Here is a 24947-nt window from a genome sequence, read left to right on the forward strand (position 1 = left end):
ACTAATGATTACGCAATGCAAATATCAAGGTTGCAGTAAGGTGCAAGTTGTATAGGTAATACTTATTGCGAAAATAACATGACAAAAGGACCGATGCACATGAGCATGCCGATTAAAATCACATAGTAAACCGAGACGCCACGCAGGTCAGAAAACTTGTCATTTTTAAGAATAATAAAACCGGGAATGATGCAGCTTATAAGACCGTAAGTCACGCCACCAAACACGAACACCTTCAGAATGGGAAAGTTCGTTAGCACGATCAACCACAGCACCAGTACAACCATGACAAAAGCGGTAACTGAAATCGCCTTGCTGTTGTTTGCCTGAGGCTTAACCATTTTTTCAACAGTGACTTTGATCAGACCTACGAAAGATTCATGTACGGCCAGATAGAGCGCCAGGAACGCCGTCACGATGGAAAACACATTGAGAACAACGCTCATATACTTGACCGCGGCACCAGGAATGACCTTAGCGGCCAGAGCCAGGGCCGAGATATTGTCCTGATAGGCTCGTAGCGCATCGGCTTCACTGATAGAGAGTACGATGGACATGACAAACAACAGCACGGTAGCGACCAGAACTAAATAAGCCACTTTATGTACGCGTAAAATTTTATACTTTGCCACGTCCTTATCTTCTTCACGTTTTTTGTAGGCGATGTTCATCGGATTTAGTATCCCAACAAACATAATGGAGAAGATAGCGAACGGAAGCGTCGGGAACGTACCTACGACAAGGTGGCTAACGGTTGGGAATGCACCAATATTGCTCAGATCCCAGAAGGGGATCACCACGAAACCAATCGCTACGATGATCACCAGCTTTACGGCGATCATGCTGCCTGAGACTTTGAAGAGCAGCTTTTCTCCTTTCGACGCGACCAGCGAGAGCCCGGCGATTAACAGCAGAGACCACCACCAGTGTTCGGACAGCGTCTGGTTAGTAAGCCCAAAGGTTTTCAGATACGAGGCGCTGTCGTTGGTAATGGCAAGAGCATACTCCACCATCGACTTCAGCATGGTGAAGGAGTAAAGCGCGCCAAGCAGCACGCCCCAGCGACTGCCAACGTAGCTGGTGATGATACTCAGATAGGAATCTTGCTCATCGCTGCGCGCCATCGTTTCGATGAATAGCTTCTGCATGTAATAAACTGCCGGATAGCCCAGGATAACGGCCAGGGCAAAGACCCACACCCCTTTCAATCCAACCTGTAACGGGAAAAAGACGATTCCGGAACCTATGGCAGCTCCGATGCAAAGCACCACCCACCCTAAATCATACATGGTAAAGGGAATATTCTTATTATTAATTGCTTCAGTATTAATTCCTACGGTCATAGGAGTCCCCAATAGACTTAACAAAAACACAAAGTTTTGCATGTTTTAATTACATACTGGAATGACTTGTCTACATTTAATCCAGCAACCTACAAGTCCCTGACGATATTTCAATCAAATACCTGATAGATATCTTTGATTGAATGCATGAAGCTTTACACAGCATACAAAGGGTGGCTAATGAATATTAGAGAAAACAGTTTATACTTTTATTCACATCAAATTTATTTCAGCACAATATGATATGCACCACAAAATATAACTCCTTTTATCTTAAAGTGTGATCGATGTTATAGCTTTTTCTTATATTTATAATTTCGCCACGGCTAATTATTGTGATCTGACGCACGTTGATTTTTACCTATTAGAGCAAATTATCTATCGCTTTTTCCCAGTGATTCCATGGCTGGTTTTCTTCCACCAAAAAATCAATAAAGGATCTTACTTTTGGATTACGAAACTTGCTGGGGAAATAGAGTGCATAGAGGCTATGCGTCGGGTAAGCGTATTTACCATCAAGCTTTAAAGGAACAAGCTCCCCTGCATCGATGTGCTGGCTGATGAGATAAGAGGGAAGCCAGGCAATACCCTGCCCTGAAAGAGCCGCCTTCAAGAGCAACAGGCTGCTGTTGGCTTGAACCGGCGTTCGGGGTTTTATCGCGCACTGCGGATGCGGGGATACGATATCGTTATAGCGCAAGGGCGGCGTTAATCCTGGATAGATCAGGCACTCATGGCTTGCAAGCTCGGCACGTTTAGTCGGGGAGCCCATCCGTGCAAGATAATCAGGGGAAGCGCAGTATAGCCAGCTGATTTTTGAAAGTTTTCTGGCGGCATAGTTCTGCGGGGGCGTGGCGGTAACCCTCAATGCGATATCAACATTGTTTTCGTTCAGGTTCGTCAGGTGATCGTCAAGTTCCAGTATAAGTTCGACATTATGATTTTTCTTACGATATTCTTCGAAAATATCAATCAAATGTGCGTAGCCAAACGCCACAGAACTGGTGACCTTCAAGGCCCCGTGTGGCTGGTTGAAATAGCCACAGGTCGTGTTAATGATATCGTCGAACTCTTTGAGCAGTTCCGAAGCTCTGGAAACGAAGTACTCCCCGGCTTCAGTCAACTGAAATGAACGGGTTGTTCTTTGGATCAGCGGAACGCCCAGGTTTTCTTCCATTACCGCCAGCCCCTTACTCACGGCGGAGGGCGATAAATTAAGCAAGCGCGCCGCTTCTGACAGCCCCTTCCCTTCACTTATTTTTACCAGCATTTCAATTTGTTTGATCGTCAATGGAATGGTCATCGTTCTTTTCAACCGTCATGCCTGTGGCGTTTGATAATCTCACTATGAAGCAGTATGAAATGGAAACCGAGGTCATACCAAGCAGATAAACTTCCTGGCTAATATAGTTTTTCTTTTAACAAAGCCATCCAGGCAGCAGGCCCGGATAGCATTCGTACGGTTATGCTTTCAGACCCGCTGCAGATCTCAAGGCCCGGGAAGACGTCACAGCGCCAGTAGGTGTAGGGATAACCACCAGGATACCGGCCAGCATGAACGACGGTCCCGATAGATAGTGGAAAGAGAGAGGATGGTGACGCTAGATATCCAGCGCCACCAGAAAACGCGAAACCACCTTGTAAGCAGCCACGGTCTCAACTGTTTTGGCTTCACCGAAGAGACTTTTCAGTGACGCAATGACTGCGGCGTCGACATTAACGTTTATGGAGGATAGATCGGTCAACACAGGTAGGTATTCAACGATGTCCCATGGTGAGAACCATGCGAAAAGACGCCTTTCCGCTACGCATTTTTTCATACGCCTCTTGTGCTTGTGCCAGAGAACGCGTTTCAATCTGCGCGCGCACAGCTGCCAGCAGGCTGAAATGAAGCGTTTTTTCTAATTCAATTGCCGTCCCGGTCATGGCGCCGTTTATCTGTAACTCCCGCCCGACCATGAGACCCGGGGCAAAGCTCAGTGGCGCTTTACCCACACCAACGACCATCAGCCTTCCCTGGGGAAGCAGCGCGGGTAGCAGAGTGGAAACGGCGTGGCTGTCAGTGATGGTCGACAAAATAATTTTGGCGCCGCCCAACGCCTTAATGGCTTCAACAGCCTCTTCGATGTTGGTATCGACGTAGTGATGGGCTCCGAGCGCAATGACTTCTCGTGCAATATCATCGCCCCTGCCAACGGCGATAACGCGAAAACCCATTTTGCGTGCATATTGCAAAGCTAAATGTCCTAACCCCCCGATCCCCTGAACAACAACCGTATCGCCAGCCTGCGCTTGAGATTTTTTTAAGGCATTAAAGGTCGCTACTCCCGCACAAAGTAATGGTGCGGCGTCGACGGAGGACAAGTCATCCGGTATAGCGACCAGTCCCGTCTCACGCGCCAGCATGTATTCTGCATACCCCCCGTCTCTTGTGCTGCCAGTAACCGGTTGATTTTGACAGAGATTAAAGTGACCAAGACGGCATTGCTCGCAAGCGTTGCAATGACCACCTAGTCGCCCAACGCCGACACGTTGACCAGGTTTGAGCCAGGCAGGGAGCGGCCCCGATGTTTTGCAGATCGTACCGACCACTTCATGACCCGGTACGCGAGGATACTCAACACGCTTTTCCAGACCTTCAACGACGCCAGAATCCGCTCCGCAAATTCCACAGGCTTCCACTTTTATCAGCACTTCGCCTGGGCCGGGATCCGGGAGTTCTTTTTCCACGTATTCCAGTTGACCAGGACGAGAAACCTGCATTGCTTTATAAGTTTGCTTCATCTTTTATTTCTCGATTATGTGTTGTACGCCTGCCGCAGCGGCATCAATCGCCCCTGCCAGATAGCCAGGAAAGACGGTGGACCATTCGCTCGCGATACCGGTAAGACAGTTACGCCACGGACCGTGATTTGCGCTGGCGGGTGGTACAGAATGACCTGCGGGTAGGGTTAGATCGCGCGAGGTGGAGGTAAAGGGATCTGCCGCCCAGTCTTTAAGAAATTCAGCATGGGGATAGGCGGCTTCCTCGCCAAACAGTCTTATCAACTGGTTTCTGCATAAATCTCTCAGGACCGCGTCACCTATCTTATGACGCTCGTGAAAAGGCACGCCAATAAACCCGAATAACGCAAACATCCTGTCAGGTTCTGAAACATCGTGAATTTCAACCATAGGCCCAATGTTGCTTCTTACCTCCCCGGATAGTCCCTTCCTTTTCCAGAAATTATCGGGATACACAGCGACATACTTTGCATGGGGCGCCATCCAGGTTCCGGTGTTACGCCATGCGTGCAATAACGTTGTGGGTAGCGCGGGGAAAAAATTGATCCCTGCAGCCAACATAGGGGGCAATGCCAACAGTACATGTTGCGCCTGCCGGCTAAACGGGCGTCCATCGGCATAAGTTCCGCAAACGTTCAGGGTGCCATTTTGCTGTTCGATGTGTTTAACCTGCAGTCCGGTCTGAATGCGCCCAGGCTTTAACTCCGCCAGTAATACATTGGGCAGTCGTGACATCCCACCACTTACACGGGCGGCTGCAGGCGAAGAGACAAATCCAGGATGGCGAGAAGGGGCATCTTTGGGACGCTCAAAAAGCATGTCCCCCCTCTCCTGGTGACTGAATGACTCAATGTTCAGTTCTCTGAATAACTGCTTCAATGCAGGTTGTATCGTTGGCCAGAACCAGGTCGCGCCTAAATCTGCCTCAGCGGCATTCGCCTGTAAGATACGCCCCCCCATACGCTCACGACCTTCGAGAAGTGCGTAGTCAATACCCGCTTTTTCCAGCAATCTGGCCGCGTATAACCCGCTGAGCCCCCCTCCCACAATGATGACCTCAGCATTCATCATGGTACTGTTACCTGCTTAACGTCGAGATGGCCTTTTTTGAGATACACCAGGGTGTTGTCGATCCCGGCAGTAAACGCCATTCCCTGCCCGGACGGGATGCGTATCCAGCTCCCCTTCGCATGAATGCGGTTGCCTTCTATCATGCTTCCTTCCACGATGAACAACTCTGCCCCTCCCTTCAGTGCAGGGTCCACCAGTAGCGCACCAGCATGATTACGCAGCAGACAAACACGTTCTTGTGCACTCTCAAATAACGGACAAACAGACATTCCGCCGTCCGCAAGCCAATTTTCAGGCGCACGGGTATCGATACGTAACGGAACAGTTTCCTGGGTTGTCATCTGGCCAAGCTTAACGAACAACAGCGTGCCGTTTTTGCTGTGAGGTTGATGGGAAGAACCCGGTGGGTTACGCAAATACCAGCCGGTGGGATAATCGCGGTTACCTTCTGAGAATTGACCCTGCAGAACCAGGATCTCTTCTCCACCGGGATGTTGATGTTGCGGGAATACTGTAAGAGGCAAATAACGAACCACGCTGGTGGCGCGGGCCTGCTCACCACCGATACGATCCAACATAACCCGATCAATCCCTGTCTGAGGGGAGTGAACCCAGTGGTAATCATCACAGGAAACGGTAACGCGCTGGGTGAAATCGTGGTTTATTAACATGCATTTTCCAGGGTATGTGTAAGGCGGCCCCACACGGAAGCCGCGACTATTTTTACTTAGGCAGGTTGTCGAAGGCGTCAAGTGCTCGGCTGGAATAGACCAGCGCGGCGCCCGTGTTTAGTGTGATTGCCACACCAAGCGCCTCAGCGATCTCTTCGCGCGTTGCCCCCTGTTTTGCAGCAGCTTCAGCATGGACGGACAGACATCCATCACACCGGGTCGTGACCGCCACGGCAAGCGCGATCAGCTCATGAGTTTTCGCGTCCAGGTGGCCTGTTGCGACAGCCGCATTTTGCATCTTATCGATGCCTTGCATCACATCGGGTTGCAAACCTGCGAATTCTCCGATCGCTGCCCGTAGTTCTTTGCGCATTTCAGTCCAGTGAACCATCACTGCTACCTCCGTTTTATAATGCGTTATCAGGCAAGGTCGTAGATACGCACGTCAGGCGCGCGGTTCAAATAGGGTTTGAGTGCCTCAACCACATCCGCGGTAAATAACTGAGATCCGAGATACGCTTCAGCCTGTTTAACCGTGTGGAAACCATGCAGAACTTGCACATCTTCGGCACGTACCAACAGTTCTTTTGAAACAGCGCCGTCGATCGTTGAGAGGAATGGTGCTTTGTATTTTTGATATACCGCTGCAGCTGCTGCTCTGTTCTTTTCGCTGATATCCAGGTTGATCTGCAAATAAGCCATTGAAAACTCCTTAATTCATTTATTCGCGGAAGTCATAAAGATAGCCTCAGGCCATACTTCGTTACGGTGACACTCGCTTGCCCATTGCAAAGAAAAGCTTTGCGCATAAAGTCGCCACTAAGTGTTGGGGGTACAATAATTTATTTTGTAACCCTCACCGTTTCTGCATTATGTTAAGCAATACCCTCATGAACAAATGAGATAATCTTGGTTTTGTAAGAAGGTTTTCTATCAGGTATGAAAACACCCGTTCATCTCAATGCATTACGTGCCTTTGAAGCCAGTGCGCGCCACCAGAGCTTTTCTCTTGCAGCCGAGGAGTTAAATGTCACCCCGGCAGCCGTCGGACAGCTGGTACGTTCACTTGAAGAAGTGGTCGGTTTTCCGCTGTTTCATCGTAGCAATAATCGTCGTGCCGCCCTCGTTTTAACAGAGCCTGCGCTGCGTGCGCTCCCCGATATACGCATGGGTTTTCAAAGCCTGAACCTGGGGATGACGCTCCTGCGGGAGGGCGCGACAAACGGTATTCTGAACGTAACCGTCAGCCCTGCCTTTGCGGCTAAGTGGTTATTACCACGTATTGAAGATTTCCAGCATAAATGGCCTGATATTGACGTGCGCCTGGAAACCAGCCTGAAGTTAATGGATTTTACCGCACAGGGTATAGACGTAGGTATTCGCTATGGTCTGGGGCAATGGGAAGGATTAGAGGCAGAACGCTTAATGTCTGAGGAGGTTTTCCCAGTATGCGCCCCCTCTCTTATGGCAGTGAATCCAGCGATTAACTGTCTGACGGGGGTCACTGAGCAGACGCTTATTCACGATCTGTCGATGGAGCAACACCAGGATTTTATCACCTGGGATCGCTGGTTACGGCGCTTTAACGTCCAGTCGATAGCCCGTAAACCCGGCCTGCGAATAAATAACTCCGCCGCGGTACTTCAGGCAGCTATTGATGGTCACGGCATCGCGCTGGCGAGGAGCATAATGGTTGATGATGACATCAAAAGCGGGCGCCTTCTTCGCTTATGTCCGGACGTTTCTCTGACAAGCCCGCTGTCTTATTATCTGGTCTACAGGCCAGGGTGTGAAAGCCTGCCGAAAATTGCCAATTTTCGTAAGTGGATAATTGAGCAAGCTCACGCGTTTAATAACACCGTAAATCCCGGAAACCTCCCCAGCAAGAGCGATTCAGCGTAAGTTCTGCTCGCTCCCGCTACGGCCTTGAATACTGGGTATCAGTCGCGCTCAAGGGGGCCAATATTGAATGCAGCCATGGGAGGAAGCATCCTTTACCATTAATACAAATCTTCGTCGCGCTTTGAATACCATGTCTGCTGCATGGAACATGCAAATCATGCTACGAACTCACAGAGTTTGTTTTCATCTTCACGCTTACGTAAAAAGTAAACCTTCCCTGACCATGATTATTTATACTCAGAAAACAGGTCATTAAGAAAGGAAGCCACGCGTTGAAATGGGTAACCTGGTTAAAACGTATCGTGTTGTCCCTGCTGCTGTTGATTGTTGGCGCTCTGGGACTACGCGTTTATGACATACAGCGCGGGCCCGATCTGCAGCTCTGGCATACCTGGGTTCCGCATGAGATGGGCGCGGATGAAATCGACGATGCTGACTGGAACGATTACCTCAACAAAGAGAATGCGCTCTTCGGTGAGGTAAAACGCCAGGTTTCCGATAAGCTGAACGCTGAACAGCAAACCGAACTGAATCGTTACTACAGTCACAGCCCCATCTATCCGGACTCGTTTCCCACCAACTGGAATCGGTCATACATTATGATGCCGGATGGCAAACCGAAAGGCGCTGTGGTGTTGCTGCATGGTCTGACGGATACACCCTACAGTCTGCGGCATATCGCCGAAAATTACCGGCAACAGGGTTATGTCGCCATCGGTATCAGGTTACCGGGCCACGGGACGGTACCCGCCGGGCTGACCGACGTGGACTGGCAGGACTGGCTGGCCGCCACGCGCCTGGCGGTGAGAGAAGCGAAACGACTGACGAGTCATGATGCGCCCCTGCATATCGTCGGATTTTCCAACGGCGGCGCGCTGGCAATGAAGTATTCGCTGGACGCGCTGGATAATGCCGGACTGGCAAAACCCCAGCGGGTGATCCTGATTTCTCCGATGATCGGTATTACCCGCTTCGCGCGCTTTTCCGGCCTCGCGGGCTGGCCCGCGTTTCTTCCCGCCTTCTCGAAAGCCGCATGGTTAAACATCATGCCTGAGTTTAATCCGTTTAAATATAACTCCTTCCCGACGAATGCCGCGCGTCAGTCGTTTCTGCTGACCAAAGCGCTGCAAAAGCAGATAGTGACGGATTCGAGAAATCATAGGCTTAACAGCTTACCGCCGGTATTGACCTTTCAGTCCGTTGTGGATTCAACGGTCAGTACGCGGGCGATCGTGACGGCGCTGTATAACCGCTTGCCGGATAATGGCAGTGAAATTGTCCTCTTCGATTTAAATCATGCGGTCAGGTTTAATTCATTATTACGCCGGACGTCTTACACCGCGCTGGCGCGGTTGCTGCCCGCGGCGCCGCGGGCTTATCAAACCACGATCATCACTAACGCCAATTCCGCCAGTACAGAGATGGAAATTCGCACCACCCGCGCCGGGAAAACAGACACCATGGTGGAAAAGCTGCAGGGAATGCACTATTTACCGGACGTCTACTCTCTTTCTCATGTCGCGCTCCCCTTCCCCTTGAGCGATTCGCTGTACGGGCGCTATCCCCATCCGCTGAATCAATACGGGATCAGCCTCGGCACGTTTGCAGCTCGCGGTGAGCGTTCTGTGCTGGTTGTGGGTCTGGACTCGCTGATGCGCCAGTCTTCCAATCCGTTCTTTCCCTATATGATCAAGCGCATTGACGAAGGGATCGACACTCGCCCGGCGCTCTCCGGAAAATAACTCCCCTCTGGATAAGTGGCCGCCGAGGCCACTTTTTCCTGAGGGTGCTACACTATGCTTTCGCCGACGTCGACAGCCACTGATATATCGAGGACAGGTCCTGCCCGGCAAATCCCGCATCCGCCGCCTGCTGCCACAGTTCGGCGATGTTATCCAGTCCCGGCATGGTGTGCGGCTCGGACAGGGACAAGGCCAGCCGGGCATCTTTCAGCGCATGCGCCAGCTGCATCTGCGGCGCGAATTGCTCATTGGCGATGGCGTCCAGTTTGACTTTGACATAGGGCGCCGCCAGCGGGCCGCCCTCCAGGGCGCTCCACAGCTGGTCGGGGGTAAAGCCCAGCGTCTTCGCCAGCTGTGCGCTTTCCGCGATGCCCTGCATCATCGCAATCAGCCAGGCATTGAGGACCAGCTTCATTTTCTGGCTGTTGCCCGCCTCGCCAAACCACTGCGTCCCACGTGAGATAGCGGCAAATACCTGTTCCGCCGGGCCACACTTTTCACGATCTCCGCTGGCGAGCACCAGGATCTGCGCCTTCTCCGCCGGGGCTTTGGTCCCTGAAACCGGGGCATCGACGAAGGTCATCGCCGGCTGACGCTCCCGCAACAAGGCAATAGCCTCCTGGGTCTCCGCCAGGCCGATGGTGCCCATCTGGCAATAGATCGCCTGCGGCTGACAGGCAGGCGCTATTTGCGCCAGTACCTGCAGGGTAGCCTGACCATCGGCGAGCATACTGATGATCACCTCGGCATCGGCCACCGCCTGCTGCGGCGTGGCGTGCAGGGATAATCCCTGCGCCTGTAAATCCTCGCCGCGCGCTGGCGAACGGTTCCAGCCCGCGACGGTAAAGCCCTTCTTCAGCAGATTGCTGGCAAAAGCGTGTCCCATGGCGCCGAGTCCCAGCACCGCGACTTTTGGTAATGTACTCATCTTGTCTGTCCTGATTCGCGTGTTAATAAATGGCGGACGTCTACTATCGCATCTCTGGCACGGATGTCAGTAGCAATAACCGCCATATAAAGTGACACTGTCACTATATGATAGCCACATTTATCACGGCTCAGGGCTGGCGGAGCCACTCCAGCAAGCGGCGCATCGCTGGCGACAGGCGTTCGTCATCCTGATAGCACAGGCACAGCCGACGCAGCGCCCAGCGATCCTGCAATGTGATAACGGCGAACCGGTAGCGTGGCAGGTAGCGTTCGGCAATAACGCGCGGCAGGATCGCCCCGCCGGCGCCGTGAGCCACCATCTCGCAAAGCCCTTCAAAATGGCTCATCCTGATGCGGACGTTCAGCGCCTGGCCGACTCCGGCGGCCTGCTCTTCGATATGCTGCTGCAGCGCGCTGGTCTGATAGAGCGCGACCAGCGGCTCATGGATGATCGTTGCGAAAGCCACCTCGGCGGCGTCACTCAAGGCATGGGCCGGCGGCACGATCAGCACCAGGGGATCCTCAGCGACGGGCTCCAGGCGCAACGGCCCGGGGTCGACCGCATCGGACACCACCCCGGCCTGCGCCACGCCAGCCAGAATGCTGCTGACAATATCCGCGCTGGTGCGCTCTTCGGTGTCGATCTGTATCCCGGGATGCGCGGCCATCCACGCGGCGAGCTTGCCCGGCAGAAAAGCCGACATCGCCGAGGTATTGGCAAACAGGCGCAGCGTGCCCTGCTGACCGCGGACGAAGGCGTGCATCGCCTGGCGCAGACGCCGCTGCTGCTCTAACAACGGACGGGCATGGCGCGCCAGCACCTCCCCGGCCTCGGTCGTTGTCACCCCCCGGGCATGACGGTGCAGCAGCGGCACACCGACCTCCGCTTCCATTTTGCGCAGCCTTTCGCTGGCGGAGGCCAGCGCCAGATGGGCCGCCGCCGCCCCGCCGGTAATGCTGCCGCTATCCACGATGGCGATAAACAGTCGCAGATCGGCGAGATCCAGTCGCATAAGCCCTCCTTTCCCTTCGGTTTTACCGTAGCCTGTGGGCAACATACCGCATTGTCCACCCGGCGACCAGCTGTTTCAATGCCCTTCTCTGAGCCGATAAGTGAGCCATGATGTTTGATCTTCACACTCTCTGTTTACTGCTGATCTTTATCGCCGCCGGGCTGGTCAAAGGGGTGACCGGCATGGGACTGCCCACCGTGGCGATGGGCCTGCTTGGCCTGCTGATGCCGCCACCGGCCGCGGCGGCCCTGCTGGTGCTCCCCTCGCTGTTAACCAATCTCTGGCAACTGCTGGCAGGCCCCGCGCTAGCGCAGATTGTGCGTCGCCTCTGGTTAATGATGACCGGGATGATTATCGGCACGCTGGCGGGATCGTCACTGCTCATCCACCTGAACCCGCGGTGGTCGTCGCTGGCGCTGGGCGTCGTGCTGATAGCTTATGCCGGATACGCGCTCCGTGGTCCGGCGGTGCAGGTTTCCGCCCGCGTGGAAAAGCGCCTGTCGCCGCTGATGGGCGGACTGACCGGACTGATCACCGGGGCGACCGGGGTATTCGTTATTCCGGCGGTGCCCTGGCTGCAGGCGCTGGGCTTTCGTCGCGACGAGCTGGTCCAGGCCCTGGGACTGTCGTTCACCCTCTCCACTCTGGCGATGGCGGCCGGCCTCTCCCTGCACGCTGGCTGGCGCGCAGAGTCGCTGCTGCTGTCGACGCTGGCGCTGTTGCCCGCGCTGCTCGGCATGTGGCTGGGACAGCGGATCCGCTCGCGTCTCAGCCCGCAGCGCTTTCGTCAGGGCTTTCTGTTGTTCCTGCTGGCGCTGGGGCTGGAACTTGTCCTCCGGGGGCTGCTGGGGGGATCGGCCTAGCGGCGGGTAATGTGCTTCACATTGTATTTACTGGTGTTCTGGTAGATTTCTGAGAAATCAACGATCGTCCGGTTCTGGGCGTAGCTGACAGACTGCACCCGTAGCAGGAGGCTGTTAGGCGCCACCTGCAGCAGCTCCGCCTGCTCGCGGGTCGCCAGCACCGGCGTATAGCTGCGGTGGCTCTCGATAATGGTGATATGGCACTCTTTTTTGAAATAGTTGAACTTAGACTGCTCAAGGTTACCCACGCTGAGCCACGGAAAAGCGGCGTACGGAATGTAGCTGTTCTCCACCAGGATCGGGACCTCATCAATCAGGCGCAGCCGCCTGACGTAGTAGACTTTCTCTCCCGGCTGGATCTTTAACTGCTGGGCAATGGCCGGCGGGGCGTCAAGCAAGGTGAACTCAATGACCTTATTACGGTAGTTGGTGACCCCCACCACCTGCATCTGGTAGTTAAACCCCTCCAGCTCGCCGCCATGATAGTTACTCTTACGCATAATGCAGGTTCCGCTGCCGTGCCGCCGGGCGATCAGCTTTTCCTCCTCCAGTAGCGCCAGCGCTTTGCGCAGCGTCATCACCGAGACCTGCAGCTCCGCAGCCAGCGCTTTTTCGCTGGGCAGCATATCCCCGACGGCGTAGTCGTCGCTGTTGATACGGGCCTTCAGTTCGCTGGCAATCTTTTTATAAATCACTTTTAGATGTCTCGTTGAGATGGAGGGTGTGGAAAAGAACGACAAATAACGCATTGTATTTACAGATAATAGTTAACTTTTACGCAAGAGATTAGACGTTAACTCATCTATAAAAATGGCTATATTTATATATCTCTCCTGCAACAATATATATGACTTTCGTCACAGATGGCCTTTTTCCTGCTCGGGATCCCGGTGGTCTGCTCCTAGTCTGATAAGCCTATTGATCAGGTGATGACAGCGGGCTATGAAGACGAGAGGACAACCATGATTGGCGTGAAAAAGCTTCAGGACTTTTCCAAGGCGATGATCGGGCCGGTGCTGTATCTGCCGGCTATCGGCCTGTTGATCGCCCTGTTCAGCATGACCACCAACCGGCTGTGGGTGGAGGAAAGCAGCGGGATCTATTTGTTAGGGAAATTCGTCTCCAGCATGCTCTGGGCGCTGATGAACAATCTCGGGTTTCTGTTCTGCCTCGGGCTGGCAAGTGGTCTGGCGAAAACCCGCAAAGCCGAAGCCGCTTTCGTGGCGGCCATGACCTGGCTGGTCTACCTGGCGGCGAACAACAGCTGGCTGACCCTGACCCATCGCCTGGCGACCGGGGCCACCAACGCGCAACTGTATGGCAGCGGACAAACCTACATCTTCGGTTTTCAGGTTATCGATATGGGCGTGTTCCTCGGTATTATCCTTGGCTGCGCTGTCGCCTTTGTTCACAATCGCGTGGTCGGCATCGAATTTCGCGGCGCGCTGTCGATCTACGGCAACAGCAAGCTGGTGCTGATCGTGATGCTGCCGCTGGTGGGCCTGTTTGCTATCGCCACCGTCTATCTCTGGCCGGTGGTGGAGTTGGGCATCTCGGCGCTGACCGGCTTTATGAAATCATTTGGCGCCATCGGGGTCTTCCTGTACGGCTTTCTCAACCGCTTCCTGATCCCCACCGGGCTGCATCATCTGATCTGGTCGCCGTTCGTCTTTACCTCTATCGGCGGTCAGCTGCTGATTGATGGCCAGACCGTCATTGGCGCCAAGCCCATTTTCCTCGCCGAAATCGCCCGTCATCCCGTTGACGCGCTCAGTGATTCCGCCCGCTTTTTAACCTATGGGATGGTGAAGATTTTTGGCACCGCTGGTATGGCGCTCGCCTTCTACCGCACGGCGAAACCGGAGAATAAACAGCGACTCAAAGTCACGCTGATCCCCTTAATTGTCACCTCAGTGCTGGTGGGGATCACCGAACCGTTTGAGTTTCTCTTTATCTTCACCGCCCCGCTGCTGTGGCTTATCTACTCACTGCTGGACGGTTTCTTCCAGATGCTGGCCTGGCTGCTTCACGTGCGGGTCTGCGCCACAAACGGTCTTATCGATTTTGTCGTCTATAACCTGCCCGCCGGCGCCAGCGTGACGCGCTGGCCGGTATTTGTCCTGCTCGGCCTGCTGGAAACCGCCACCATGTACCTGGTCGGCACCTTCTGCATTACCCGCCTGCAAATGCTTACCCCGGGGCGCGAAGCCGCTGCCGATGCGGCGTCTTCCCCACAGACGGATCAGGCGCATGGCGATTCAGACAAAGGCGCGCTGGTGATTGCGGGGCTGGGCGGTAAAGAGAATGTTTGTACGGTGGAAAACTGTTTTACCCGTCTGCGGGTCGATGTGCGCGACCCTGCTCTCATCAAGCAGACGCTGTTGAAAGAGAGCGGCGGGAGCAGCGTGCTGATTAAAGGCAATCATGTCCAGGTGATCTATGGCCTGGGGGTTAACAAAATTCGAACGGCGGTCAACGCCAGTCTGGGTGTAACTGAATAACGAGGTGGTAAATGAAAGATAACTTTGTGGTCACGATTGCCGGCGGCGGGAGTACCTACACGCCAGGGATTGTCATGATGCTGCTGGAAAATATGGCGCGCTTTCCCCTGCGGGAGATCCGTCTGTACGATAACCATCAGGAGCGTCAGAAGACCATCGGCGACGCCTGCGCCATTCTGGTGGCTGAACGCTTCCCGCAGGTGAAGTTCAGCTATACCACCGATCCGCAGGCGGCCTTCACCGACGTTGATTTTGTGATGGCGCATATTCGCGTTGGCCTGTATGAGATGCGGGAAAAGGATGAAAAGATCCCGCTGAAATATGGCGTGCCGGGCCAGGAAACCTGTGGGCCGGGGGGGATCGCCTACGGTATGCGCTCGATTGCCGGCGTACTGGAGCTGGTCGATTATATGCAGCAGTACGCCCCGGGGGCGTGGATGCTCAACTACTCCAACCCGGCGGCCATCGTCGCGGAAGCGACCCGTCGCCTGCGTCCCGACGCGCGCATTATCAACATCTGCGATATGCCGGTGGCCATCGAGGGGCTGTTTGCCGACATCCTCGGTCTGCCGTCCCGCAAGGCACTGAACGTCCGCTACTACGGCCTGAATCATTTTGGCTGGTGGACCAGCATCACCGATAAAGCCGGTAACGACCTGATGCCGGCGCTGAAGCGTCACGTGGCGGAGCAGGGTTACAGTAGCCCAAAAGAGGATTTTCAGCATAAGGCGCCGAGCTGGATCGAGACCTTTAAAAAGGTGAAGGATGTGTTTGCCCTTGATCCCCTGACCCTGCCTAACACTTACCTGAAATACTACCTCTACCCTGACTACGAGGTGGCGCACTCTGACCCGGACTTTACGCGGGCCAACGAGGTGATGGCCGGACGTGAAAAAGAGGTCTTCGATATGGCCCGGGAGATCACCCGTCGCGGCACCGCGGAAGGCGCGCATTTCCACGCCGGGGCCCATGCCACTTTCATCGTCGACCTCGCCTGCGCCATCGCCTTTAACACCCAGGAGCGGATGCTGTTGATCGTGGAGAACAACGGGGCAATCGCCAACTTTGACGAAACGGCGATGGTGGAAGTCCCCTGCCTGGTGGGTGTCAACGGCCCGGAACCGCTGGCGATGGGAAAAATCCCTTCGTTCCAGAAAGGGTTGATGGAGCAGCAGGTGGCGGTGGAGAAGCTGGTGGTTGACGCCTGGATCGAGGGCAGCTACCAGAAACTGTGGCAGGCCATCACCCTGTCGAAAACGGTGCCCAGCGCCGCGGTGGCGAAAGCGATCCTCGATGAGCTGATCGTCGCCAACGAAGGTTACTGGCCCGCGCTGCACTGATTTTTTGCCGCAACCCTGCCGGGAGACCTTCTCTCCGCAGGGTTATCAGCGGCATCCGTCCCGCGATGCCTGCCCCATAACCTCCCTCCGCACAGACGCGTCAATGGCCTGCGCTACCCCCTCCAGACCGACGCCCCAGAGTCGCCAGCCACGCTTTTCCCTGATCGGAGTAATGAAATATAAATTCTATTCTTCGATATTATGGCGTAAAGATGTGATCTGCGTTGTATTCTTTGAGTTACATTAACCCACTGAAAACAACATCATTATTACTCACTCGCAAAATTAACCCCCTTTTCATGGGGGTATCGCGCTGCATGCCATTGTGATTGGCTTCATGTATTTACCTTCCTGCAACACTGATTTGAAATTAAATTTTCATAATGTGATCTTGTAGCATGCTCGTTCCATTTCTTTGTGCCATATTCTTATCACAGTAAATCGCCGGAACGACAGCAACATGCCACACCAGGGCGCTGTCCTGCCGACGCACTGAAGACCGCTAACCCCGAAAAGGAGAACGGATATCGACAACATCCATATCACCACCAAGCCGTAAACCTCTTTGACCGCCATTGCTTAGCGTACCCTGCCATGTGCTGAGCAATTACACAAAGAAGAAAATCATTGAATTCAGTTAGATACGACAACACAGGCGTGATAAATCCTGACTGGGGAGATGTATTTTTATCTTGTGTCGTTCAACAAAATAAAGGGACTACCATGTCATTTATAACAAACCTGAACCAGCAACAGAGAAAACGACTTCATCAGATCACCTTAGTGGCCACCTTCGGCGGCCTGCTTTTCGGTTACGACACTGGCGTTATCAACGGCGCCTTTTCCTCACTGAAGCAGTACATGGCGCTGACCCCGACCACCGAAGGGCTGGTGATGAGCGTCCTGCTGGTCGGCGCCGCGCTGGGCAGCGTGTTTGGCGGCAAGTTTGCCGACTACTTCGGCCGGCGCAAATACTTACTCTTCCTCTCCTTTATCTTTCTCATCGGCGCCCTGCTTTCCGCCGCAGCTCCCGATATCACCACCCTGCTGATTGCCCGCGCCCTCCTGGGCTACGCCGTCGGCGGCGCCTCGGTTACCGCTCCGACCTTTATTTCTGAAGTGGCGCCCACCGAGATGCGCGGCAAGCTGACCGGCCTGAATGAAGTCGCCATCGTTATCGGCCAGCTGGCGGCGTTTGCCATTAACGCGATCATTGGCATCATCTGGGGCCATCTGCCGGACGTCTGGCGCTATATGCTGTTGGTGCAGGCGATCCCCGCTATCTGCCTGTTTGTTGGTATGTGGCGCGCGCCGGAAAGTCCGCGCTGGCTGATCAGCAAAAACCGCCACGAAGAAGCGCTGCATATTCTCAAACAGATCCGCCCGGCGGAACGCGCACAGAAAGAGTATGACGACATCTCCACCCTGATCAAAATTGAAGCCGGCAATAAGTACAGCACTCAGAACACCTTCACCACTATCCTCACAACGCCATGGATCCTCAAAATTTTGCTGGTGGGCATTACCTGGGCCGCACTGCAGCAAACCACCGGGGTGAACGTCATTATGTATTACGGTACGGAAATCCTGAGTGCCGCCGGCTTCTCAGAGCGTACCTCGCTGATCTGTAACGTGCTGAACGGTGTCTTCTCCGTCGGCGGTATGCTGATTGGCGTGCTGTTCCTTGTCGACCGCTTCAAACGTAAGACGATCATCATCTACGGCTTCGCCATTATGGCTACGCTGCATCTGATTATCGCCGCGGTCGACTACACCCTGGTGGGCGATCTGAAAGCCACCGCTATCTGGCTGCTGGGCGCGCTGTTCGTCGGCGTGATGCAGGGCTCGATGGGCTTTATCACCTGGGTGGTATTAGCTGAGCTGTTCCCGCTGAAATTCCGCGGACTGTCGATGGGGATCTCGGTATTTTTCATGTGGATCATGAACGCGGTAGTCAGCTACCTGTTCCCGCTGCTGCAGGCGAAACTGGGCCTGGGGCCGGTCTTCTTCATCTTCGCGGCCATCAACTATTTGGCGATTCTGTTCGTGGTGTTCGCCCTGCCGGAGACCTCCAATAAATCGCTGGAGCAGTTAGAAGCAGAGCTGTCAGCGAATCATGAGGATAAAAAATCCACTCGTCTCACCAGGGAGGTTGGCTATGATCGATAACATCACGCTGGATAATCTGCACATCGGCTGCAAGGCCAGTAATAAAGCGGAAGTCATCGCCATGATTGGCGCGGAGTGTAAAGCCAAAGGCTATGTCAATCAGGAGTGCGTTCACTTTCTGCTGGAGCGTGAACATCAGGTTTCCACTTTTTTGGGCAATGGCATCACCCTGCCGCATCTGCCGAAATCAGCGACGGATATCATCCTCAAAACCGGGATTGAGATCTTTCAGTTTCCTGATGGCGTTATCTGGGATCGCGGCAACGTGATGTTTATTGCCATTGGCGTGATTGCGAAAGAGAAAGAGCATATTGACGTGCTCAAAGAAATTGCCTCGATATTCAGCGATGAGCTGATCGCGAATGCGCTGTCATTAATCTCTGACAAAAATGACTTCCTGAAGATCCTCCAGCATAACGCACTGCCCCATTAAGTGCGCCACCGGCCGGGGCGCAGCCCCCGGCCCCTCCATTTATTGGTCTTGCAGCAAACAGACATTGCGAAAAATCTAATTTTCCCCGTTATCACGTCAATCACAATAATAACCGGGGAAATTAACGCATATTAAATTGCTATCATATCTATTTATTATGCGCCCCCTTATCTGATTCACTAAAATCACCAATAAAAACATAATCTTAAGCATCAAAATAGTGTTTTAACCTCTGTTTTGTCAATCAGGCTGCGAGTGCCTCGCGCCAGTAATTCCTGCGCTATCCCATTAGTTTTGATTTAAATCAATACCTCTTCCGTGGTTAAAATGCATTTTACAGCGCGATTATTTTGGCAAGGTGTATACGACATTGGTTTTACGATTTGGATATTTATTTAGCCGGCCCGCAAGCCTGTGGGGATGGCTGATGTGTAACGCGCTTAACGGTATCGCTATCGTCCTTTGCTTTCGCGGGATAAGCGTCGTGACAGGCTATCGTCAAGCGGTCTGGCAGGTCATCATCACGCTGGCTATTATTATATCGACCTGGTATAGCGCTAATTATTTCGCCGCCCTGGAAGCGCGGCGCGACAGACGACGCTTTCTGCTGCTGGCCTGGGTGGTCATGACCATTCTGTTGAATTTCATTCACCTGAGCGGTGGTGAATACCGTTATTAAAGGAGCATGCCCATGACGCTGGCGATGCTGTGGGTGCTTATCACTCACCATAAAGGGCTCGCGCTCTTGCTGGTCGTGATAATTGCACTGCTGTTTATTGCGCTTACCCCGCTGGTCAAAAAACTGCTGAGCACCCTTCACGATCGTTCCTGACCTTTCTCCCATAGCCGCCAACAGGCGGCTATGTCTTCTCCTGTTGGTCTGATTCCGCCACCATCCTCAGCGGCATGCCACCTGCTACTGCGCGCATAAAAAGAAATGAGAACCATTATCAATGAAGCTATGCTAACGTGTCAGCCCAGGCAAAACGCCAGATGACAGAGAACAGGGGGACAGACGAGGTGAAGCAGGATTCAGGGATCATCACAGCGCGGCAGACGCACGGATTGCTGACGCTGGCGATAGGCGCGCTCTTCTACAGCAGCGGCAGTTTCGCCCGGCCGGATCTGCAGCCGCTGGGACCGAATATTGCGGATAAAGGGTCAGCTTTCTATCATTTTACCCAGCGCCAGTACGACTCTGCCGATGGCGAACGCCATTACCGGGTGTGGACCGCGGTGCCGGATAAAGCGCCGCCGGCCGCCGGTTACCCGGTGCTGTATATGCTGGACGGCAACGCGGTGATGGATAAACTCAACGACGCGTTTCTGCAACAGCTCTCCGTCGCTTCCCCGCCGGTCATCGTCGCTATTGGTTACCAGACGGCGCTGCCCTTCGATACCGCCGCCCGGGCCTGGGATTACACTCCGCCGCTGAAGACGCATGAACCTCGCGCCGGGAAAACCGCGCTGCCGCCGCGAAAAACCGGGGGCAACTATCTGTTTCGTCAGCTGCTGAGCGAAACGATGGTTCCGCAAACAGAAGCTAACCTGAAAATCGATCCCCGCCAGCGCGCTATCTGGGGCCACTCTTACGGCGGACTGTTTGTACTCGACGCGTGGCGAAACCACTCCCTTTTCAGGATCTACTATTCTGCCAGCCCGTCGCTTGGCCAGGCGCAGACGTCTCCCCTGAAGGACACCCAGACCCTTGATGCCACCGCGTTTACCGGGACGTCCCTGTATCTGCTGGAAGGCGACGGAAAAGCCTCTGGCGAGCCCTCCGGGCATGAAGCCTCCCTGGGCGTACTGCGTCAGACCCAGCAGCAGCTGGCCAGCAACGGTCTGACGGTGCAATTCTGGCGCTACCCTGGCCTGACGCACGGTCAGATGTTCGAGGTCTCCCTGCGCGCGGCGCTGCTGCACCTTTCCGGGCAGCCTACGTTAGCGCATCAGTAACGATCCCGCGCCCACCAGCCAACGGCGGGTGCGTTAATTCTGCCGTGGCAGATGTTTAACATCGACCGGCTCGCCGAACAGAAAGCCCTGCATTTCGTCGCATCCCTCTTCTTCGAGGATTTGCCGTTGCCCTTCGGTTTCTACCCCTTCGGCGATAAGCGGGGTATTGATTGAGTTGCCCAGCGAGATAATCGCCCGCACGAACGAGCGAACCTGAGGATTGCTCTCCACATCCTGCATAAAGCTACGGTCGAGCTTGATGACGTCGAAATGAAAATCGCGCAGCATGCTCAGGGAAGAGTAACCGGTGCCGAAGTCATCCAGCGCAATACTGATGCCCATCTTTTGCAGATGATGCAGCACGCTGAACGCCAGCTGTTTATTGATGATAAACGCCGTCTCCGTCACTTCAAATTCCAGCAGGCTAACCGGATAAGCGGTTCGCATCAGGATCTCGCGGACTTTTTCGATAAAGCTGCGGTGACGCAACTGTACCGGTGAGATATTGACTGAGATTTTTTTATTCAGCCGATTATCCAGTGATTCGCTGCATACCTGCTCCAGTACCCAGTAGCCTAATGGCACAATACCGCCACTCTCTTCGGCGATGGGAATAAACACCTCCGGCGGGATAGCCCCCAGCTGCGGATGCTGCCAGCGCAACAGCGCTTCATAACCGGTGATGCGACGATCTTTAATGTTGCGGATCGCCTGATAGTGAAGCGAAAACTCCCCCGCCTGAATACCGCGGCGGATGTCGGCGGCCATCATATTCCGCTGCCGCGTCTTGTCGTCCATCTCACGTTCGTACCAGCAAATCTTGTGGTCGAGACTGCTCTTTGCCCGATACATGGCCAGATCGGAATTGCTCAGTACCGTATTAATATCCGTCCCGTCCTCCGGGTAGACGGAGATACCTATGCTGGCGGAGAGGATCACTTCCGTCGCGGCAAACGTCTGCTTACCGCTGAAGCAGTGCCAGAGACGGGTGGCAAAGGCGTCCACTTCGCTTTCATCGGCAAAAGGTTTGACGGCCACAAACTCATCGCCGCCGAAGCGGGCGACCATCTCCTCCTTCTGCAGCGTTTTCAGCACGGCGCCTGCCACGCGCTGCAGCAGCTGATCGCCAATAAGATGGCCCTGCAGATCGTTAATCTCTTTAAACTTATCTAAATCGATGGTGAAAACGGCAAAGCGGCGGGCGTCATTACCGGTGATCAGCTTTTCCACCCGCTCAAAGAACTCCACCCGATTGGGTAAACCGGTCAGCGCATCGTAGCGCGCCATCCACGCGATGCGGTCATTGATCGCCTTCTGTTCGCTGATGTCGCGGGTAATTTTGGCAAAGCCCAGCAGGTTATGTTGTTCATCGCGGATGGCATCGATCATGACATGCGCCCAGAACCGGGAGCCATCTTTACGATACCGCCAGCCTTCGCCTTCAAACTGGCTGCTACGCAGGGCAATTTGCAGATTTTTTGCCGGCACCCCGGAGAGCTGTTCGGCTTCGCTATAGAAGAGACCGAAGTAGCGACCGACGATCTCGTCGCTCAGGTACCCTTTTGCCCGGCGGGCGCCCTCGTTCCAGCTGATGACCGTCCCATCGGCGCTCAACATATAGATGGCATAATCTTTAACACTTTCAATAAAGTGGCGATAGGCAATGTCCGTCAGGTGATCGTTACTCATGGTACAGCGCTCTCTGTGGCTCGGTCGTGGCAAAACGCATTAGATATAACAGAATCACGCCCATAATGAATACAAGGTTAAGGTGTTTTATGGTCGCCTTTCCGGCCCGGGCATGCGCCGACCGCGCGGTGCATACGCCTGTTAAGCGTAGTGGACCTGGCCATCTTCCGGAGTGACAAACTCGGCGATTTTCGCACTTAGGTCGCCCACTAATAGTTACTTTTATTGATTAAAAAGTTTGATTGAAAGAATAAATAAAAGGAGTAATGTTAATAATACTTTCTATGGAGGTTAAATATGTTGCGTGATTATTTAAAAGTGGAAAAAGAAGATCGCCTGGTTGAACAACAGAGTCGTCATGACAATAGTCAGCATTATTCTTCGGTGACCGAATGGGTTATTTTAAGTAAAGATGGCCAGCGTAAAGGTCGGGTATCCCTGTTTGACCGCTTCACCACCCGCCGCTCCTGGAGCGACAGCTTCCGCATTACGCAGTTCGATAATGCGGGTAAAGTGGTGGTGGATAAACTCACTGACGCGCTGTAAATCTCCCGGATTCCCGGCCTGACGGGAGAATATTCATACGCAAAATTAACACCTGCATAAAATATATTGATGCGTCGCCATCATGTTATTTTCATTCCGCATACTGATAACCTAATGGGTAATTTTCGCCATGGTAAACAGCGCGAATTTTTAACCCGCACACATGCTGAAAAATAAGCCCGCCGGTCGGGCTTTTTTGCATGGTGTTCGCCGCCCAGTCCACAAAATGCCAGGGACATCCCGCGCTGGATGGTATACGATACATATACGAATCATATATGGATTGTTGCTATGGGAATCGTCAAAATCTCCGATCTGCTGCACGATGACATTCGTGATGCCAGCAAAGCCATGTCCCGCTCCGTCAATGCGCAGGCGGAATACTGGATCCGTCTGGGCATGATGAGCGAACTCTACCCCGAGCTTAACCACCAGCAGATCAAACTGCTGATGCTGAAATCCGGCTCTGACCGTCTGCTGGAGGTGATCAATGCCATCAATAATCATTAAAACCGCCGATGAGCTCGCGCGCCAGCGTCATGCCGGCCAGCTTCTGGCATCGGTGTTTGCCATGCTGGATACCTTTATCGTTCCCGGCGTGACGACGATGGAAATCAACGATCGAGTGGAAGATTTTATCGTCAACCAGCTGCACGCCCGACCGGCCAGCAAGGGGCAATACGACTTTCCCTATGTGTTGAACACCTCGATTAACGACGTGGTCTGCCATGGGATCCCCAAGGCGACCGAGCATCTGCGCTCCGGGATGATCGTTAACGTCGATATTACCCTCGAGAAAGCGGGCATGATCGCTGACTCCAGTAAGATGTACCTGATAGGCGACGTTTCCCCGCTGGCCCGCCGGCTGGTAAAGACCACCTATGAAGCGATGTGGAAAGGCATTGAGGTGGTAAAACCTGGCGCGACGCTGGGCGACATCGGCCATGCCATTCAGCGCTGGGTCGAGGACCATGGCTACAGCGTGGTCAGAGAATACTGCGGTCACGGCGTCGGTCAGGAAATGCATGAAGAGCCGCAGGTGCTGCACTACGGCAGGCCCGGGGAAGGCGCCGTGCTGCGGGAAGGCATGGTATTCACTATTGAACCGATGGTGAACCAGGGCGACAGTCGTATCAAGACCAAAAAGGATGGCTGGACGGTGGTCACCCGCGATAAAAAACTCTCCGCGCAGTGGGAGCACACCGTGGCGGTGACCGCCAACGGTTTTGAGGTATTGACGCTGCGCGACGACGAGCAGTCGCGGATCCGCTGAGCATCTTCCCTTTCTGTATGACGGTGGGCCGCTTTCTGATCCCGGTGCTCGCCTGGGAGCCAGACGATACCTGGTTCTGCCGCCGGATGGCGGCAATAATTATTTCCATGAATGGTTTTCTGCACGCGCGTCTCCCGGATGTGACGGCTGACGCGCGGATACACTGCACAACGGTTTACCTTTTACCTTCAGCATCCGCTTACCCTTCATCACGTCTATCCCGCCTTAGCGATAGCGAATAATAACATCTGCTTCACTATGCTGCGCATTTCGCCAGTGAATACTGACCTCACCGCGATTGTCCGGCATGGCATAGCCAGGGCGGTTGTCTGTCGTGGCGATCTGTTCCGGTGAATGGTACTGACACGAAACATCGATACGATCGCGCTGCGGAGCGATAAGACAGGCTGGATTGATGACCCGCCCTGAAAAATGAACCTGACCGGAAAGCGCAGCAGAGGACGCCTGCGGCGCCAGACACAGACATAACAGAGCGAGACGGAGCGGAGACATAGCAATCTTCCTTGATAGCGGGTGGCACTGCGCGGCACAGCATCGTTTCTGTGCCATACAATCTGCGGCTTCCTGCCGTCACTCCACGCTACTGCAAAATAGCGGCGCCGTAAATGGTTATTACGGGCCACCCGGTCATCTGCCGGGAATAACAGCTACTTTTCGCAAAAGTTTGCCGGAATAGTTACCACTCCCGGAAATAATTCAT

The 24947-nt window shown here is 54.0% G+C and carries 25 protein-coding genes; 13 read left to right on the top strand and 12 right to left on the bottom strand.

What is annotated here, in order from left to right; all coding sequences use genetic code 11:
- Positions 1 to 62 precede the first annotated feature (62 nt).
- The 7 genes from LGM20_RS12805 to LGM20_RS12835 all read right to left on the bottom strand — a co-directional run bounded on the left by LGM20_RS12805 (position 63) and on the right by LGM20_RS12835 (position 6571).
- Positions 63 to 1343 carry an amino acid permease gene (locus tag LGM20_RS12805; protein ID WP_044523077.1) on the bottom strand — a complete coding sequence of 427 codons (1281 nt, stop codon included), beginning with the start codon at positions 1341 to 1343 and terminating at the stop codon, positions 63 to 65.
- Positions 1344 to 1707: 364 nt separating this feature from the next.
- Positions 1708 to 2646, bottom strand: a complete 939-nt coding sequence (locus LGM20_RS12810; protein WP_044523072.1) for a LysR family transcriptional regulator — start codon at positions 2644 to 2646, stop codon at positions 1708 to 1710.
- A gap of 455 nt (positions 2647 to 3101) precedes the next feature.
- Positions 3102 to 4127: an alcohol dehydrogenase catalytic domain-containing protein gene (locus tag LGM20_RS12815; RefSeq protein WP_044523066.1), complete on the bottom strand. Its 1026-nt coding sequence runs from the start codon at positions 4125 to 4127 to the stop codon at positions 3102 to 3104.
- Positions 4128 to 4130: 3 nt separating this feature from the next.
- The gene (locus LGM20_RS12820; RefSeq protein ID WP_044523063.1) at positions 4131 to 5198 is read right to left on the bottom strand and encodes a flavin monoamine oxidase family protein; all 1068 of its coding nucleotides are present in this window, start codon (positions 5196 to 5198) and stop codon (positions 4131 to 4133) included.
- Positions 5195 to 5869 carry a cupin domain-containing protein gene (locus LGM20_RS12825; protein ID WP_044523060.1) on the bottom strand — a complete coding sequence of 225 codons (675 nt, stop codon included), beginning with the start codon at positions 5867 to 5869 and terminating at the stop codon, positions 5195 to 5197. The genes LGM20_RS12820 and LGM20_RS12825 overlap by 4 nt, the downstream gene beginning before the upstream one ends.
- Before the next feature lie 52 nt (positions 5870 to 5921).
- A complete protein-coding gene (locus LGM20_RS12830; protein ID WP_101990377.1) occupies positions 5922 to 6260 on the bottom strand; it encodes a carboxymuconolactone decarboxylase family protein in 339 nt (112 codons plus the stop codon).
- A gap of 29 nt (positions 6261 to 6289) precedes the next feature.
- Positions 6290 to 6571 carry a hypothetical protein gene (locus LGM20_RS12835; protein ID WP_032452841.1) on the bottom strand — a complete coding sequence of 94 codons (282 nt, stop codon included), beginning with the start codon at positions 6569 to 6571 and terminating at the stop codon, positions 6290 to 6292.
- A gap of 237 nt (positions 6572 to 6808) precedes the next feature.
- Here LGM20_RS12835 and gcvA point away from each other — a divergent pair, with 237 nt between their 5' ends.
- Positions 6809 to 7771, top strand: a complete 963-nt coding sequence (gene gcvA / locus LGM20_RS12840; protein WP_044523057.1) for a transcriptional regulator GcvA — start codon at positions 6809 to 6811, stop codon at positions 7769 to 7771.
- Positions 7772 to 8043: 272 nt separating this feature from the next.
- Complete coding sequence (locus tag LGM20_RS12845) at positions 8044 to 9513, top strand: alpha/beta hydrolase (RefSeq protein ID WP_044523055.1); 1470 nt, start codon at positions 8044 to 8046, stop codon at positions 9511 to 9513.
- Between the two features lie 52 nt (positions 9514 to 9565).
- On the opposite strand, the gene LGM20_RS12850 is transcribed toward LGM20_RS12845, so the two are convergent.
- Both LGM20_RS12850 and LGM20_RS12855 read right to left on the bottom strand, forming a co-directional pair.
- Positions 9566 to 10441, bottom strand: coding sequence for an NAD(P)-dependent oxidoreductase (locus tag LGM20_RS12850; protein ID WP_044523052.1), 876 nt, complete (start codon positions 10439 to 10441; stop codon positions 9566 to 9568).
- A 130-nt stretch (positions 10442 to 10571) separates the two neighbouring features.
- Positions 10572 to 11456, bottom strand: coding sequence for a LysR family transcriptional regulator (locus tag LGM20_RS12855; protein WP_044523050.1), 885 nt, complete (start codon positions 11454 to 11456; stop codon positions 10572 to 10574).
- A gap of 110 nt (positions 11457 to 11566) precedes the next feature.
- Here LGM20_RS12855 and LGM20_RS12860 point away from each other — a divergent pair, with 110 nt between their 5' ends.
- The gene (locus LGM20_RS12860; RefSeq protein ID WP_044523184.1) at positions 11567 to 12319 is read left to right on the top strand and encodes a sulfite exporter TauE/SafE family protein; all 753 of its coding nucleotides are present in this window, start codon (positions 11567 to 11569) and stop codon (positions 12317 to 12319) included.
- On the opposite strand, the gene LGM20_RS12865 is transcribed toward LGM20_RS12860, so the two are convergent.
- Entirely contained in the window at positions 12316 to 13014 is a 699-nt protein-coding gene (locus tag LGM20_RS12865; RefSeq protein WP_044523048.1) for a GntR family transcriptional regulator, read from the bottom strand. The genes LGM20_RS12860 and LGM20_RS12865 overlap by 4 nt on opposite strands.
- Positions 13015 to 13281: 267 nt before the next feature.
- On the opposite strand from LGM20_RS12865, the gene LGM20_RS12870 reads away from it, so the two are divergent.
- The 7 genes from LGM20_RS12870 (at position 13282) to LGM20_RS12900 (ending at position 20718) form a co-directional block, all read left to right on the top strand.
- Positions 13282 to 14820 (top strand): PTS transporter subunit EIIC, encoded by a 1539-nt coding sequence (locus tag LGM20_RS12870; protein ID WP_044523046.1) that lies wholly within the window; start codon positions 13282 to 13284, stop codon positions 14818 to 14820.
- A gap of 11 nt (positions 14821 to 14831) precedes the next feature.
- The gene (locus LGM20_RS12875) at positions 14832 to 16160 is read left to right on the top strand and encodes a 6-phospho-alpha-glucosidase (protein WP_044523044.1); all 1329 of its coding nucleotides are present in this window, start codon (positions 14832 to 14834) and stop codon (positions 16158 to 16160) included.
- A 723-nt stretch (positions 16161 to 16883) separates the two neighbouring features.
- Entirely contained in the window at positions 16884 to 18329 is a 1446-nt protein-coding gene (locus LGM20_RS12880) for a sugar porter family MFS transporter (protein WP_032452833.1), read from the top strand.
- Entirely contained in the window at positions 18319 to 18762 is a 444-nt protein-coding gene (locus LGM20_RS12885; RefSeq protein ID WP_032452832.1) for a PTS sugar transporter subunit IIA, read from the top strand. Before LGM20_RS12880 ends, LGM20_RS12885 begins: the two co-directional genes overlap by 11 nt.
- A gap of 427 nt (positions 18763 to 19189) precedes the next feature.
- Positions 19190 to 19441 carry a hypothetical protein gene (locus LGM20_RS12890; protein ID WP_023289674.1) on the top strand — a complete coding sequence of 84 codons (252 nt, stop codon included), beginning with the start codon at positions 19190 to 19192 and terminating at the stop codon, positions 19439 to 19441.
- 12 nt (positions 19442 to 19453) lie between these two features.
- Positions 19454 to 19594 (top strand): hypothetical protein, encoded by a 141-nt coding sequence (locus tag LGM20_RS12895; protein WP_023289673.1) that lies wholly within the window; start codon positions 19454 to 19456, stop codon positions 19592 to 19594.
- A 188-nt stretch (positions 19595 to 19782) separates the two neighbouring features.
- Complete coding sequence (locus tag LGM20_RS12900; protein WP_044523037.1) at positions 19783 to 20718, top strand: alpha/beta hydrolase; 936 nt, start codon at positions 19783 to 19785, stop codon at positions 20716 to 20718.
- Between the two features lie 33 nt (positions 20719 to 20751).
- Here LGM20_RS12900 and LGM20_RS12905 read toward each other — a convergent pair whose 3' ends face one another.
- Positions 20752 to 22407, bottom strand: coding sequence for a putative bifunctional diguanylate cyclase/phosphodiesterase (locus tag LGM20_RS12905; RefSeq protein WP_044523035.1), 1656 nt, complete (start codon positions 22405 to 22407; stop codon positions 20752 to 20754).
- Between the two features lie 297 nt (positions 22408 to 22704).
- Between LGM20_RS12905 and LGM20_RS12910 the strand changes: the two genes are divergently transcribed.
- From LGM20_RS12910 to map, 3 genes are all read left to right on the top strand, one after another.
- Complete coding sequence (locus LGM20_RS12910; RefSeq protein WP_004205912.1) at positions 22705 to 22953, top strand: hypothetical protein; 249 nt, start codon at positions 22705 to 22707, stop codon at positions 22951 to 22953.
- A 291-nt stretch (positions 22954 to 23244) separates the two neighbouring features.
- The gene (locus tag LGM20_RS12915; RefSeq protein WP_002904808.1) at positions 23245 to 23463 is read left to right on the top strand and encodes a ParD-like family protein; all 219 of its coding nucleotides are present in this window, start codon (positions 23245 to 23247) and stop codon (positions 23461 to 23463) included.
- Entirely contained in the window at positions 23444 to 24226 is a 783-nt protein-coding gene (map, locus tag LGM20_RS12920) for a type I methionyl aminopeptidase (RefSeq protein WP_023289670.1), read from the top strand. Before LGM20_RS12915 ends, map begins: the two co-directional genes overlap by 20 nt.
- 225 nt (positions 24227 to 24451) lie before the next feature.
- On the opposite strand, the gene LGM20_RS12925 is transcribed toward map, so the two are convergent.
- A complete protein-coding gene (locus LGM20_RS12925) occupies positions 24452 to 24739 on the bottom strand; it encodes a hypothetical protein (RefSeq protein ID WP_044523033.1) in 288 nt (95 codons plus the stop codon).
- Positions 24740 to 24947: the final 208 nt, after the last annotated feature.

The sequence above is a fragment of the Klebsiella quasipneumoniae subsp. quasipneumoniae genome (genome assembly GCF_020525925.1).
GTDB classification, from domain to species: domain Bacteria; phylum Pseudomonadota; class Gammaproteobacteria; order Enterobacterales; family Enterobacteriaceae; genus Klebsiella; species Klebsiella quasipneumoniae.

Excerpts from the sequence above, each read along its gene's own strand:
- LGM20_RS12805 (WP_044523077.1), bottom strand. The coding sequence starts at position 1,343 with ATGACCGTAGGAATTAATACTGAAGCAATTAATAATAAGAATATTCCC.
- LGM20_RS12810 (WP_044523072.1), bottom strand. The coding sequence starts at position 2,646 with ATGACCATTCCATTGACGATCAAACAAATTGAAATGCTGGTAAAAATA.
- LGM20_RS12815 (WP_044523066.1), bottom strand. The coding sequence starts at position 4,127 with ATGAAGCAAACTTATAAAGCAATGCAGGTTTCTCGTCCTGGTCAACTG.
- LGM20_RS12820 (WP_044523063.1), bottom strand. The coding sequence starts at position 5,198 with ATGATGAATGCTGAGGTCATCATTGTGGGAGGGGGGCTCAGCGGGTTA.
- LGM20_RS12825 (WP_044523060.1), bottom strand. The coding sequence starts at position 5,869 with ATGTTAATAAACCACGATTTCACCCAGCGCGTTACCGTTTCCTGTGAT.
- LGM20_RS12830 (WP_101990377.1), bottom strand. The coding sequence starts at position 6,260 with ATGGTTCACTGGACTGAAATGCGCAAAGAACTACGGGCAGCGATCGGA.
- LGM20_RS12835 (WP_032452841.1), bottom strand. The coding sequence starts at position 6,571 with ATGGCTTATTTGCAGATCAACCTGGATATCAGCGAAAAGAACAGAGCA.
- gcvA (WP_044523057.1), top strand. The coding sequence starts at position 6,809 with ATGAAAACACCCGTTCATCTCAATGCATTACGTGCCTTTGAAGCCAGT.
- LGM20_RS12850 (WP_044523052.1), bottom strand. The coding sequence starts at position 10,441 with ATGAGTACATTACCAAAAGTCGCGGTGCTGGGACTCGGCGCCATGGGA.
- LGM20_RS12855 (WP_044523050.1), bottom strand. The coding sequence starts at position 11,456 with ATGCGACTGGATCTCGCCGATCTGCGACTGTTTATCGCCATCGTGGAT.
- LGM20_RS12860 (WP_044523184.1), top strand. The coding sequence starts at position 11,567 with ATGTTTGATCTTCACACTCTCTGTTTACTGCTGATCTTTATCGCCGCC.
- LGM20_RS12870 (WP_044523046.1), top strand. The coding sequence starts at position 13,282 with ATGATTGGCGTGAAAAAGCTTCAGGACTTTTCCAAGGCGATGATCGGG.
- LGM20_RS12875 (WP_044523044.1), top strand. The coding sequence starts at position 14,832 with ATGAAAGATAACTTTGTGGTCACGATTGCCGGCGGCGGGAGTACCTAC.
- LGM20_RS12880 (WP_032452833.1), top strand. The coding sequence starts at position 16,884 with ATGTCATTTATAACAAACCTGAACCAGCAACAGAGAAAACGACTTCAT.
- LGM20_RS12885 (WP_032452832.1), top strand. The coding sequence starts at position 18,319 with ATGATCGATAACATCACGCTGGATAATCTGCACATCGGCTGCAAGGCC.
- LGM20_RS12890 (WP_023289674.1), top strand. The coding sequence starts at position 19,190 with ATGTGTAACGCGCTTAACGGTATCGCTATCGTCCTTTGCTTTCGCGGG.
- LGM20_RS12895 (WP_023289673.1), top strand. The coding sequence starts at position 19,454 with ATGACGCTGGCGATGCTGTGGGTGCTTATCACTCACCATAAAGGGCTC.
- LGM20_RS12905 (WP_044523035.1), bottom strand. The coding sequence starts at position 22,407 with ATGAGTAACGATCACCTGACGGACATTGCCTATCGCCACTTTATTGAA.
- LGM20_RS12910 (WP_004205912.1), top strand. The coding sequence starts at position 22,705 with ATGTTGCGTGATTATTTAAAAGTGGAAAAAGAAGATCGCCTGGTTGAA.
- LGM20_RS12915 (WP_002904808.1), top strand. The coding sequence starts at position 23,245 with ATGGGAATCGTCAAAATCTCCGATCTGCTGCACGATGACATTCGTGAT.
- map (WP_023289670.1), top strand. The coding sequence starts at position 23,444 with ATGCCATCAATAATCATTAAAACCGCCGATGAGCTCGCGCGCCAGCGT.
- LGM20_RS12925 (WP_044523033.1), bottom strand. The coding sequence starts at position 24,739 with ATGTCTCCGCTCCGTCTCGCTCTGTTATGTCTGTGTCTGGCGCCGCAG.